The following is a 13,388-nucleotide window of genomic DNA, read 5'->3' as shown; positions in this document are numbered from 1 at the left end:
TGGAGATGTAACATAATATGCTAGACAATATGAACTTTTACAACTTTATGCATAAACAGATTCTTATCTTAATAGGACTCTTTGCAAGCACAGGACTATCTTATGTCTTTATAGGCAGTCTATACTCCTCATATCTTCCTGAAATATCATGGTATCTACTTATTATTTTAGTTTCTTTTTGGGGTCATAAACTATACAAATCATATTCACATAACAACTATTCAATAGAAGAAAAAGAGAAGTGGCTGATGCAAACCAGATATTTTCTTTTTACTTATTTTTCAATATGGACTATCATATTTTTTGTATATGTTTCTAGAGATGCAGTAGAACTTCACTACATAGCTATAGCAACACAACTTGGCGTTTCAGTAGTTTCTACCACTATATTAGTATCAGAGAAAAAGCTATCTCTATTTATACTATCTTCTTCTATGCTACCAATTACAATCTATCTTATTCTTGTCGGTGAGCCTTACAGTTATCTTCTGGCAATTTTAACAATAGTTTTAGGATGGGTACTTCTGTATGCTTCGAGAAACACTTATAACTACTTACAAAAAAGTAAGTTTCAAGCCTATCATGATTACTTGACTAAACTTGGAAACAGACGCTACTTCATAGAACTACTTGAAAATGCAATAAAACTTCAAAAGAATGACCATAAGTATGTATATCTTTTACTAATTGATTTAGACCATTTTAAAACTATAAATGATACTTTAGGTCATGATGTTGGAGACTTATTACTCTGTGAAGTTGCCAACAGAATGTCTATGATTTCCAAAAAGCATGGGGCACATGTATCTAGACTTGGTGGGGATGAGTTTTGTATATTAAGTTCAACATGCAGAGATAAAGATGTATGTCTAAACAATGCAATAGCCTTTGCAAATGAACTATTAGACTCCATTAAACAGACTTATGTAATCCAAGAGCATCATATGTACATTAGTGCAAGTATCGGTGTAAGCATTATAGATAATCCAAAAATGAAAGCTGGGACTTTTATAAAAGAAGCAGATATTGCTATGTACGAAGCAAAATCTCAAGGAAGAGATGGAGTAATGATTTTTAATGATGAACTTTCTATAAGAGTTGAGAGAAAACTTGAGATAGAAAGATTTCTTCATTTTGCTCTAGAGAACAATGAAATTACTCTACAGTATCAACCTCAACTTAATTCCAATTCAGAAGTTATAGGGTGTGAAGTACTTGTTAGATGGCATAACGAGCATCTAGGTCAAGTTGGTCCTGATGAGTTTATTCCTATTGCGGAACAGACAGGTTTCATTGTAGAGTTAGGATACTTCATACTAGAAGAAGCTTTTAAAACTTTTAGCGATTGGGATAAAAAAGGAATATATTTAGAGCAACTTTCTATTAATATCAGTATGCGTCAGATGTTTCATAACACTTTTACTGATGATGTAGCCAAGTTATGTAAAAAATATCTTAATCCAAAACTAAGTTCAAAGCTAATGTTTGAGATGACAGAAACAAGTGTTGCCGAAGATATAACTAAACTGATAAACACTATGAATAAAATCAAACAGTGTGGTATTCGCTTCTCTATGGATGATTTTGGAACAGGATATTCATCTCTTAGTTACTTAAGGCAGATACCAATAGATGAGTTAAAAATAGACAAATCTTTTATATTTGAATTAGATGACACAAGTAAAAGTACAAACATGGTAAAAACTATTCTAAATATTGCTAAAAACTTGAACTTAAGTATTGTTGCTGAAGGTGTTGAAACTCAGTTGCAAAAAGAGTTTTTAATAGAAGAAAAGTGTGATATTTTACAAGGCTACCACTTTTCAAAACCAGTTGATAAACACGAGTTTGAAAAGTATGTTCAAGTCATAGAAGTTACTTAGCTTCTATGACTTTCTTTAGCTCATCTTCTGAGCTAATTGTTACGATTTCTGTAATTGATTTATTATCAATGTATGCAACTACAATTTTTTCTACATTCATATCTACTCTATATGGGGCAGCTACTTTTTTATCATCTAAAAGTAAAACTGTATGTTTAAAATCTTTTAATCCTGGAAGAATAAACATACTTCTAATCAGAGAAGGTGCAGCACTTACATCTGCTACAAATTGAGTATTGTTTTCACTTAAGTATGTAGGCGACTGAGTAACAAAATAGTCATTACATATATGTGCTATATCTTTTGAAAATGCAAATATTACTTTCTTTGTAGTTGCATCTAACGGTTGAGCTTTTTCAAACTGATCATTCAGATTCATATCTGATAAACTTTTACCAACAACTATCTTTGGTTCTACTGCTTGTTCTTCAACATCTTTTGAACTACACCCTAAAAATAGTAATGCAACAATTAATCCAACAATGATTTTTTTCATATTATCTCCAACTTTATTTTTGACATACTACAATATGCAAAGTTGGAATTATGATACTAATAAAACTTAGTTATAATTATTAATAATTTTCAAAGTAGCTACTACTTAAATATAACTCTATTTCGTCCACTTGATTTTGCTTGATATAGAGCTTCATCCGTGCGCTTTAACAGACTCTCTTTTGTATCATTTTCTCTATATATACTAGCCCCAACGCTTACTGTAATCCTTGAAAGCTTATTAAACGGATATCTTGAGACAAACTCTCTTATTTTATCTGCAACTCTAATGGCTTCATCTTTGTCAACCTTAGGAAGAAGAAGCATAAACTCCTCTCCTCCCCATCTACCGAACCTGTCACTCTCACGTATATGCTTTAAAACAACGTCACTAAACTCCTTTAGTATATCATCTCCGGCATCATGCCCATACGTATCATTAACATCTTTAAAGTGATCAATATCAAACATAACTAGAGCAAACTCTTCATCATATCGTTTAGCTTTTGCCAATTGTATTTCTATCTCTTCATTGGTTTTATGGCGATTATAAATACCAGTTAGACTATCTATTGTTGCTAACTTTTGAAGTTTATTCTCCATCTCTATACGCTCTGTAATATCTTGACTTGTTGCAACAAAATTTTGAATATTTTTTTTGGAATCAAAGATAGGGGTTATTGTCTCTTCTTCATAAAAAATATTTTTATCTTTTTTTCTATTTATAAAGACACCTCTATATGTCTTACCTGATAAAATAATCTCCCACATCTCTTTATAAAATGCATTATCATGTTTACCTGATTTAAACATGTTTATCTTTTTACCTATCAACTCCAATGGTTTATATCCAGTATGAGCTACCAAGGCATCGTTAACAAAAGTGATAACTCCATTCTTATCAGTAATTCTGACCATTTCATCTGTTTGCTCTATGGCTTGAGCTAAAACTTTTAACTTATCTTCTGTTTCTCTAATATCTGTAATATCCATAATTGTTCCAAGACCTGCATAACTATCTTCATATTTAATAGTTTGTGTCATAACTCTCATAATTCTACATTCACCATCTTTTCTGTTAACTTTGAAATCACTATAAACTCTAGGAAATTCTTCTCCTTTTAAACGTCTATTAGCTATTGCCCGTACAGTTTCTCTTTGTGACTTATCTACAACACTCCAAGGATCGATTTCATATAACTCGTTTATGGTATACCCGCTCATATCTACAAAAGCTTCATTTACATATATAAAACGTTCCTTGTAGATAAAAATACCCATCAAAGAAGTCTCTGCAATCTTTCTAAATTTTTCTTCACTCTCTTGAAGCTGAATAAGTGATTTTTTTCTCTCGGTGATATCGTGAGCAAACACTACAAACTGCTTTTTGTTTTCTAATGTCATGAGTTCTAAACGTATCTCTACATTATATAGTTCACCATTCTTACATTGATGCACTGTCTCAAACACAAAATGGCCTGTTTCTCCATTTTCTAAACGCTTTATTAATCTTAAAAAATTACTCATTGTATATTCTGGTTTAATGTCAACAGGTGTCATTTTTTGCATCTCTTCAAAAGAGTAACCGATGTGCTTTAAGGCTTTTTTGTTTAAATACGTAAAGTGCAGAGTATCGGTATCAAAAATAAATAGTTCACTGTTGCTATTATCTAAAATATGTCCTAATGATTTTAGTTCATTAGTTTTTCTGTTTGTCTCATCTTCTAAAGATTTATACTCGTTCAAATCTTTGTAAAAAACAATCAAATCACCATTACTGAGTTTTCTGATACTATTATGTCTCCAGCCACTAATGCGTTTATCTTCATAAAATCTCATATCTAACTCTTGGGAGCCGCCATCTCTATTCACTTTTAGTAGTAAATCATATAAACCGAATTTTTTTACACCAGGAAATATTTCTGTGAGTTTTTTTCCAATAATTTTTTCTTTAGATGTATTTTCTGTTTTTTGTGCACTTTTATTCAAATCTACAAATATAAAATCATCATCCTCATAGCGATATATCACAACATTATCTGGGAGTTCATCTATTGAGATATTAATCTTTAATATTGAAGTATCCGACATAATAAAGCCTTTATTTTATATCTTATTGTTATATTATAGCTTATTATCAGATTGATGATTAACAATATTTTAGGTTTCCAATTCCTCTTTATAAGCTGAAATAGAGTACAATTGCTGAGAAATAAGTCACGCTAACGATAAACAGATATTTCACTAACACCGAACCTTCTCTTTCTTGAGCAGCACCAATAAATATCTTGGTACATACCGCTTTCCTCTTGAGGAAACCTTATACATATTATGATTCTGAGTTTGAATACATTCTAATTCAAGATGCATCTTCTTCTCTACTTAATAAGGTTAACATGAAAATAGAAATTATAACAACACCAAATTACTACTTAAAAGAAACAGAATTTGTAACGCTTGATGCGTACAATAGTGTTTTAGACTCAATTAATAAGATGGATCATGTAGTTGAACTAACCGTATGTAAATCAATTGAAGATCTAGAAAGTGTAGTGCAAAGAAAACCTGATCTTGTTATCTTGGCAGTAAAGTATATTGCTATTAAAAACGAAGAAGATATTTGGCTATCTGAATATTTTGCAAGAAATAATATCAACCATTCAGGTTCATTAAGAGAAACTTTAAAATTTGATTCTGACAAAATATTAGCCAAAACTTTTTTAAGGAGTAAAGGTATAAATACTGCAAAATATTTCACTGCTGTTCCTGGAGAGTACAAATCTACTTATGCTTTACCAATCGGATACCCTCTTTTCTTAAAACCATTAGATGCTGCAAATGGAAAAGGAATTGACAATTTATCAATTGTAAATAGTTTTGCAGAATTTCAAAGTAAAGTATTATCTTTATATGAAATATTTGATACTCCTGTCCTGGTTGAGGAGTATATAGATGGTCAGGAGTTTGCTATTGCTATTATCCAAACAAAAGATGCTAATTTATTAGTATCAGCTCTTGAAGTAATACCACCAGAATCAACAAAAGCTCTAAGAATTTTAGGAGAAAAAGTTAAAAAAGACGACACTGAAGTACTTAGAAAAACTGAAGATAATTTTCTTATGGATAGAATAAAAACACTTGCCATAGACGCCTATATTGATTTAGAAATTAGGGATTATGGATTAATTAATGTTAAAACAAACAAGTATGGACACTGTTTTTTCATTGGAATAAACCTTACTCCTGATATTGGAAATACTTCAAGTTATTTTCCTATTGCATGTGAAATGGCGCATGATTTAAGCTACGATCAGGTTATTAGCCTCATCGTAGAGGAAGGCTTGCATAGATTCCCGTAAATGTTCCTTTAGCCAAGGCATTATTAATAGACTAAGAATTATCTCATCGACTGCCTAATGGCAGTCATATTCCAGAAAATAAAGAATATTCACAATATAAAGCTATAATTCCACCAATGAAAAAAGAAGCTAACTTTAAAGTAAACTCACCTTATCAACCGGCTGGAGATCAGCCTACTGCTATAAAAGTCTTAAGTGAATCAATTCTAAAAGGCAATAGATATCAGGCTCTTGAAGGTGTTACTGGCAGCGGTAAAACCTACACTATGGCTAAGGTTATAGAGAATGTAAAGATGCCTACTATCATCATGACTCACAATAAAACTCTTGCTGCTCAGCTGTACAGTGAGTTTAGAGAATTCTTTCCAAACAATCATATTGAATACTTTGTAAGTTACTACGATTATTATCAACCTGAGGCTTACATACCACGACAAGATTTGTTTATAGAAAAAGATAGTGCTATAAATGATGAGCTAGAGCGTATGAGACTCTCTTCAACTGCTAATCTTCTCTCTTATGATGATGTTATTGTTATTGCATCTGTATCTGCCAACTATGGGCTAGGTGACCCTGAGGAATACCTCAATATGGTTCAAGCTTTAGAAGTTGGAGATGAGATTCCTCAGAAAAAACTTCTTCTTCGTTTAGTTGAAATGGGATACAGCCGAAACGACACTTATTTTGACAGTGGACATATACGAGTAAATGGAGAAAGTCTAGATATCTATCCTCCCTACTTTGAACAAGAAGCTATTCGAATAGAGTTTTTTGGAGATGAGATAGAAGCAATATATACTTTTGATATTATCGACAATAAAAAACTCGAAGAGCATAAAAAATTTACTATCTATGCGACTTCACAATTCAGTGTAAGCCAAGAGAAGATGGCGGTCGCTATAAAACGTATCGAAGAAGAGCTTGATGAAAGACTTGCATACTTTCAATCAGCAGGAAAACTTTTAGAGCACCAAAGACTAAAACAGAGAGTTGAATTTGATTTAGAGATGCTACAAACTACAGGCATGTGTAAAGGTGTAGAGAACTACTCAAGACTTCTTACAAACAAAAAACCAGGAGAGGCTCCATTTACTCTTCTTGACTACTTTGCCCTTAATCATAAAGACTATCTGGTTATAGTTGACGAGTCTCATGTTTCTCTTCCGCAGTATCGTGGAATGTATGCAGGAGACAGAGCTAGAAAAGAGGTTTTAGTTGATTATGGTTTTAGACTTCCTAGTGCCTTAGACAACAGACCTCTCAAAGCTGATGAGTACATAAATAAAGCTCCTCACTATCTTTTCGTATCTGCTACACCTGCTGAGTATGAACTGGAAATGTCTAGTGTTACCGCACATCAGATTATTAGACCAACTGGATTACTTGATCCAATTTTAGAAATTAAACCTTCAGATAATCAGGTTGAAGACATACATGATGAAATAAAAATAATTGCTGCAAAAAATGAGAGAATTCTAATAACAGTTCTGACAAAAAAGATGGCTGAAGCTCTAACAAAATATTTAGCAGACCTAGGTATTAAAGTTCAGTATATGCACTCTGATATTGACACTATTGAACGTAATCAAATCATTCGCGCTTTGAGACTTGGTGAGTTTGATGTTCTAATAGGTATAAATCTGCTTCGCGAAGGTTTAGACCTTCCGGAAGTATCTCTTGTAGCCATTCTAGATGCTGACAAAGAAGGATTTTTAAGAAGTGAGACTGCACTCATCCAGACCATAGGTCGAGGAGCAAGAAACTCAAACGGTAGAGTTATACTATATGCGAATAAAATTACAAAATCGATGCAAAAAGCAATTGACACAACAACTTCCAGGAGAGAGATTCAAGAAGCATATAACAAAGAGAATGGAATCACTCCAACTACTACTATCCGCAAACTAGATGCAAATCTAAAAGTAGAAGATCATGGTGATATTTACCAAAAACACAAAAAAATGGATAAAATGCCAGCATCAGAGAAGAAAGTTATTACAAAAGAACTTATGCTTAAAATGAAACAAGCTGCAAAAGAGTTAAACTTTGAAGAAGCTGCTAGACTTCGTGATGAAATAATGAAAATAAAACAACTTTAGGATACAAAAAAATAATGGAAGATACTTTTACTAATTTAGCAACTTATGGATATATAGGACTTTTTCTATACTCACTTGGTGGTGGGTTTGTAGCACTCATCGGTGCTGGTGTACTCTCTTTTATGGGTAAGATGGACTTAACTACATCAATAGCCATAGCATTTATAGCAAATGCTATAGGAGATGTTTTACTTTTTTATATGGCAAGATACCAAAAGAGCATGATGATGGAAGGACTACGTAAACATAGAAGAAAATTAGCTCTTGCTCATGTTATGATGAAAAAGAATGGTTCGTGGATTATACTTATTCAAAAATTTGTTTACGGAATTAAGACACTTATTCCTATCGCTATCGGATTAACGAAATATGATTTTAAAAAGTTTGCTATTTTGAATGTACTTAGTGCCGGTGTTTGGGCTTTAGTATTTGGACTTGGAAGTTATTACTCTGGAAGTGCTTTGGTCAAATTTGCTGAAATCATAGGTGATAAACCTTGGATTGCACCAATCATTTTAGTTATTTTCGGAGGAGCTTTATGGCTTTATATGGAAAAAGCTACAAAGAGAAAAGTTTAGTATATTTATCATTCCCAAGTAAAACTTGGGAATATGAGATTGAAACTATAAGTTTAGCTTCCTAGTATTGGGCCAAATGCAGAAAAATCAGGATGTTCTCCACCTTGGTATTTAGCATAGTTTTCAATAAACATTTCTGCTAGATTATCTCTAGTTTTATCAAAAAGTTCTTTATCTTCCCATGCATTACGAGGATTTAAGATATCAGGGTTAATATCACCTAGTGTTTTTGGAACATGAAGTCTAAATGTTTTAGTAGTATCAAATTCACTCTCTTTAATACTTCCATTTAAAATAGAATTAATACAAGCACGAGTATCTTTAATGCTCATTCTCTTACCAACTCCATAACCTCCACCTGTCCAACCTGTATTAACTAGATAAACATTTACACCGTGTTCATCAATCTTCTCACCAAGAAGCTTTGCATAAACAGTTGGATGAAGAGGTAAAAAAGCTTCACCAAAACATGCTGAGAAAGTGGCAACTGGCTTAGTAATACCACGCTCAGTTCCAGCAACTTTTGCAGTATATCCACTTAGGAAATAGTACATTGCTTGTTCTTTAGTAAGTTTAGATACTGGAGGTAGAACACCAAAAGCATCTGCAGTTAAGAAGATGATATTTTCTGGATGACCAGCCATTAGGTCTAGTTTATGATTTTCAATATGTTCAATTGGGTAAGAAACACGAGTATTCTCTGTTTTAGAGCCATCTTCATAGTTAACTTCACCTTCACCATATATAACTACATTTTCAAGGAGTGCGTTAGTTCTAATAGCATTATAGATTTCCGGTTCACTCTTACCATCAAGGTTGATAACTTTTGCGTAACATCCACCTTCAAAGTTAAATACTCCATAATTATCCCAACCATGTTCATCATCACCAATTAAAGCACGATGAGGATCAGTTGAAAGAGTTGTTTTACCAGTTCCGCTTAGTCCAAAGAAAAGTGCAGTATCACCTCTCTTGCCAACATTTGCAGAACAATGCATAGGAAGTTTACCCTCTAGTGGTAACCAGTAATTCATCATTGAAAAAATCCCTTTTTTCATTTCACCACCGTACCAAGTACCACCGATTATAGCTATATTATTTTCAACATCAAAAAGTACAAATACTTCTGAGTTTAGTCCATGCTCTTCCCATTTATCGTTTACAGCTTTACAAGCATTTAAAACAGTAAAATTTGATTTAAAAACTTCTAACTCAGAAGCAGTCGGACGAATAAACATATTTTTTACAAAGTGTGACTGCCAAGCAATTTCAGATACAAAACGAACTGATCTTTTTGATGCAGCCGAAGAACCACAGAAAACATCTGTAACATATAAATCTTTTCCAGAAAGCTGCTCTTGTGCGACTACTAGCAACTCTGCAAAAATATCAGCAGAAACTTTTTTATTTACATCACCCCACGCTATATATTTGTTTGATGGATCACGGTCTACAAAGTACTTATCTTTAGGGCTACGACCAGTAAAAATACCTGTGTCAACAGCTGTCGCACCTTTTTTTGTTTGTGCACATTCGCCATTTTCAAGCTCATGTTGAATTAATTCATCATAACTTAGATTATGATGAACCTTACCAATATTTTTTAATCCTAACTCTTCTAACTCAGTTAAATGCATAACTTACCTTTTGGGTACTTTTTTTAATATCGAAATTATACACTCACTAAACATAAATTAAATATAAATATTGAGGCTAAATAGAGAAAAATTGTTTTAAGAATTTTTAGATAGAATTATGCTCTTTATTTTACTATGATAACTTAGTTTCTAGGCTATTGCCTTTAGAAGGAATAAAGAAAGTAAAACATGCTCGATTAACTCAGTGGTAGAGTGCTTCCATGACATGGAAGAAGTCACTGGTTCAAGCCCAGTATCGAGCACCATCCTCATATTGTCTCTTTATGAACTAACAACACAATTTCTGCCTTTTTCCTTTGCTATATATAATGCTTTATCAACCCTTTTAAATATGGCTTCTTTTGTATCTCCAGTTTGATAAGATGTCACTCCAATGCTAGATGTTACATTGTAGTCTTTTTTGTAATTATTGCTTTCAATTAAAGAACGTATATTTTCTGCATGTAATGCAGCATCTTTAGCTTCTGTATTTGGACATATAATTAAAAACTCATCTCCCCCATTTCTTATAACAATATCATTACTTCTTGAATTATTATTTATCACTTTTATAAACTCAACAAGAACTTCATCTCCAACAGCATGTCCTAACGTATCATTAATCTCTTTAAAATGGTCAATATCTAACATAATCAAAGATAGTGGCTGTCCATATAGTTTTGCAAGGTTTATTTCGTGGCTCATGACATCCTCAGCCTTAGAGCGATTATATACACCGGTTAATGGATCAGTTAGTGATTTTTTATGATATATATGAGCCTTCTCTTCATATATTTGTCTCCTGCGCTCAGTTTTAATAAGATTGTTCTTCCCTATTTTAAGTTCACTGACCATCTTGGTAAAATTTGAGTTTAACTTATCAATCTCTTCTATATTACTCTTCACAAATGGCTCTGTCATTTTATCAGTTCCTACAAATGTTGTCTGTCTTGATAACTCTCTAATTGGATTTGTAATACGAAGGGCAAATGATTCTGATCTTTTCACTGTATATAATAAGAACGCCAAATAAAACAATATTGCAAATACAATTGCGCTGTATCCTATGATATCAGCATAAGATTTCAATTTATAGATATCGTGAAAAATAGAATTCTTTTCAATAATAAGTATTAATCTCCAGCCAGTTTCTTTTACTGTAGTTTGAAGTAATATATAATCTATAGAATTAACAGTCAGTTCAAAAATCTTTGTTTTATTTTTATAATACTCCGCAAATTTATAGCTAAAAGGTGTATTTTTATTTTTAATAAGATTATACTCCTCTGGTTTTTCAATTGTTCTATTGATATTTGTTGTGTATTCATGATAAATTAACTCTTCTATTTTTACTATCTTTTCTATTTTTTTTGGCATTGCTAAAATACTACCTTTATCATCTAACATAAAAAGCGTAGCATTCCATGGCATTTTACTCTCCAAAATATTATTTATAAAACTCTCTAAAGTAATATCTATACCAGTGACACCTTCTAAAAAATCTTTATTATAAATAGGAGCGATGCAAGAAACCATCCAACCATTACCAGCTGGATCTAAATAAGCTCCGGTCCATACAGATTCCCTTTTAGGGTTATGTTTTGCATCTGCAAGATAATAAAAATTATAATCAGGAATTTGAATACTTAGACCAAATAAATTATATACATTATCTATATATGGGTAGATTCTATTCATATTATCCCAACTATTAAAATATGCGGCTACAATGTTTGGATTACTTTCTACTATATTTTTAAAGCTTATATCCATCGCTTCTGAACGTAGAGCTTTATTTTTTTCTTTATCTGTTATTTTTGTATCAGAAGAGTAGTAAAGACTTGAACCTGTCTTATTTGATTTATAGTAGACACCATTGTGAGCAACTTTAAATATTGGTGTTCCATATGGAAGATATGTCAGCTCAGGGTTTGCAAAAAAATGTTTATGCTCTTTTTGAAGTATTTGACTCAATCTTGAGACTTCACCTAGAGTGTTTCCAATATATTTTGACTTTTCAAGAAGCATATCATGACCGTGAGTTTTCACTTTTTCAATTGAACTTGATTTTATTAAATTGTAGATATATGTATTTGCAGAAAAATAAAGAATAAATAGCAATACAGCGATTACGAAAGTTGGTATTAATACTGTGTGTTTATGATGATTAAAAAGTAATGTATTAAGATTTAATTTACTGCCATAATCCATCAGAAATCCTTTAGAAGCTTATTTATTATTATAAACATTTATATATTAACTCTCTTATATCATTAATTATATAAATAAATTGTTTAAGTTTTATGAAGTAAAAAAGATTGAAAGAGTAGTAGTTATGGGCTAATGCCCATAAACTTATATTTTAAAAGTGAATGATTTATGAATGGCATTAGAACCTTAGAGAACTTTTTTTACCATCTTGTTCAACTTGAATTGCCGATCTAATTACATAGAGGTAAACACCTGTTTTTTTATAGATGATTTTTTGATAAATCTCTTGCGAGTTTGTAGGGTCATAACCTACAGCTTCAACATTATCTCTTTTATCTATAATCACACAGTCATTTGCTATAGCATACATACTTAAATTCATAGAGTTTTCAGCGCTCTCAACTGGCGCTTTTTGCAACTGAATAACACTAGGGCAAGCCAGTGTTTTTTTCTTCATTATATCTGCATTTGCGACACTTAAAAAAAGAAGGATTGTTAAAATATATCTCACTGATTAATCCATTTGGTATTTAAAAATAATACTTGCATAACCAGTTACAATATTATCAAAGTCATATGTAACTGCACCATCTGTTGCACTCGCATTTAGACTCATTAGCCTAGCTCCAACTTCAAAGTCTGCACTTTTACCTAAATGTACATTTACACCAACATCTCCACCCATGTAACCATTACTCAGCTTTACAGTTTTATTGTTTGTTTTGTCTGCAAATCTCATATCTACTTTACCAGCATTTACACCAAAGTAAACATTAGCCATTTTTGAAAAATTCAAAAGGTATTGAACTTCAACACCATATGCTCTAGCATAATCAAAATCACCACCATCAAAAGCTCTTGCGCTTAAAAATAGTCTATAGTTTTCTGACTCTGCACCTATCTTAATACCACCATGATTTATATTGACAGTTTCTCTGGCATCTGTTACGCCTGAAGTTGTACGTTCATAGTCAAATCCACTATAACCAGCCTCAAAACCTATTAGAGAGTTTATATTAAACTTATACATTGAGTTGTCTGTTAACTCAGCTGTAAGTGACGAAGCTACTAAAAGAGTAGCAACTATTACTTTACTTAATTTTTTTACCATTCTATCATCTCCCTT

General features: G+C 32.0%; 10 protein-coding genes and 1 tRNA gene. 5 read left to right on the top strand and 6 right to left on the bottom strand.

Annotated features, from left to right (window positions below; genetic code table 11):
- The first annotated feature begins 29 nt into the window (after positions 1–29).
- The gene (locus tag SMGD1_RS09075; protein WP_241761464.1) at positions 30–1,883 is read left to right on the top strand and encodes a putative bifunctional diguanylate cyclase/phosphodiesterase; all 1,854 of its coding nucleotides are present in this window, start codon (positions 30–32) and stop codon (positions 1,881–1,883) included.
- Here SMGD1_RS09075 and SMGD1_RS09070 read toward each other — a convergent pair.
- Both SMGD1_RS09070 and SMGD1_RS09065 read right to left on the bottom strand, forming a co-directional pair.
- On the bottom strand, positions 1,876–2,379 hold the full coding sequence (locus tag SMGD1_RS09070) for a hypothetical protein (RefSeq protein ID WP_008336864.1): 504 nt from the start codon (positions 2,377–2,379) through the stop codon (positions 1,876–1,878). The two genes, SMGD1_RS09075 and SMGD1_RS09070, sit on opposite strands and share 8 nt — an antisense overlap.
- A 101-nt stretch (positions 2,380–2,480) precedes the next feature.
- Complete coding sequence (locus SMGD1_RS09065) at positions 2,481–4,469, bottom strand: sensor domain-containing diguanylate cyclase (RefSeq protein ID WP_008336758.1); 1,989 nt, start codon at positions 4,467–4,469, stop codon at positions 2,481–2,483.
- A gap of 305 nt (positions 4,470–4,774) precedes the next feature.
- Here SMGD1_RS09065 and SMGD1_RS09060 point away from each other — a divergent pair, with 305 nt between their 5' ends.
- From SMGD1_RS09060 to SMGD1_RS09050, 3 genes are all read left to right on the top strand, one after another.
- Positions 4,775–5,737 carry a D-alanine--D-alanine ligase family protein gene (locus SMGD1_RS09060; protein WP_008335317.1) on the top strand — a complete coding sequence of 321 codons (963 nt, stop codon included), beginning with the start codon at positions 4,775–4,777 and terminating at the stop codon, positions 5,735–5,737.
- Between the two features lie 116 nt (positions 5,738–5,853).
- Complete coding sequence (uvrB, locus tag SMGD1_RS09055) at positions 5,854–7,836, top strand: excinuclease ABC subunit UvrB (RefSeq protein ID WP_008335775.1); 1,983 nt, start codon at positions 5,854–5,856, stop codon at positions 7,834–7,836.
- Between the two features lie 14 nt (positions 7,837–7,850).
- The gene (locus SMGD1_RS09050; RefSeq protein WP_008336912.1) at positions 7,851–8,414 is read left to right on the top strand and encodes a DedA family protein; all 564 of its coding nucleotides are present in this window, start codon (positions 7,851–7,853) and stop codon (positions 8,412–8,414) included.
- Between the two features lie 53 nt (positions 8,415–8,467).
- On the opposite strand, the gene pckA is transcribed toward SMGD1_RS09050, so the two are convergent.
- Positions 8,468–10,051 (bottom strand): phosphoenolpyruvate carboxykinase (ATP), encoded by a 1,584-nt coding sequence (pckA, locus tag SMGD1_RS09045; RefSeq protein WP_008336972.1) that lies wholly within the window; start codon positions 10,049–10,051, stop codon positions 8,468–8,470.
- Between the two features lie 191 nt (positions 10,052–10,242).
- Here pckA and SMGD1_RS09040 point away from each other — a divergent pair.
- Positions 10,243–10,317 (top strand) — tRNA-Val (locus tag SMGD1_RS09040).
- A 16-nt stretch (positions 10,318–10,333) separates the two neighbouring features.
- On the opposite strand, the gene SMGD1_RS09035 is transcribed toward SMGD1_RS09040, so the two are convergent.
- From SMGD1_RS09035 to SMGD1_RS09025, 3 genes are all read right to left on the bottom strand, one after another.
- Positions 10,334–12,262 carry a diguanylate cyclase gene (locus tag SMGD1_RS09035; protein WP_008336843.1) on the bottom strand — a complete coding sequence of 643 codons (1,929 nt, stop codon included), beginning with the start codon at positions 12,260–12,262 and terminating at the stop codon, positions 10,334–10,336.
- Positions 12,263–12,440: 178 nt separating this feature from the next.
- Positions 12,441–12,773: a hypothetical protein gene (locus tag SMGD1_RS09030; protein ID WP_008335053.1), complete on the bottom strand. Its 333-nt coding sequence runs from the start codon at positions 12,771–12,773 to the stop codon at positions 12,441–12,443.
- Between the two features lie 3 nt (positions 12,774–12,776).
- A complete protein-coding gene (locus tag SMGD1_RS09025; RefSeq protein ID WP_008336365.1) occupies positions 12,777–13,373 on the bottom strand; it encodes a hypothetical protein in 597 nt (198 codons plus the stop codon).
- Between the last annotated feature and the right edge of the window lie 15 nt (positions 13,374–13,388).

Origin of the sequence: Sulfurimonas gotlandica GD1, assembly GCF_000242915.1 — a bacterium.
GTDB classification, from domain to species: domain Bacteria; phylum Campylobacterota; class Campylobacteria; order Campylobacterales; family Sulfurimonadaceae; genus Sulfurimonas; species Sulfurimonas gotlandica.
Note: the sequence above shows the minus strand (reverse complement) of the source record. Positions and strands in the feature narration are given on the sequence as shown.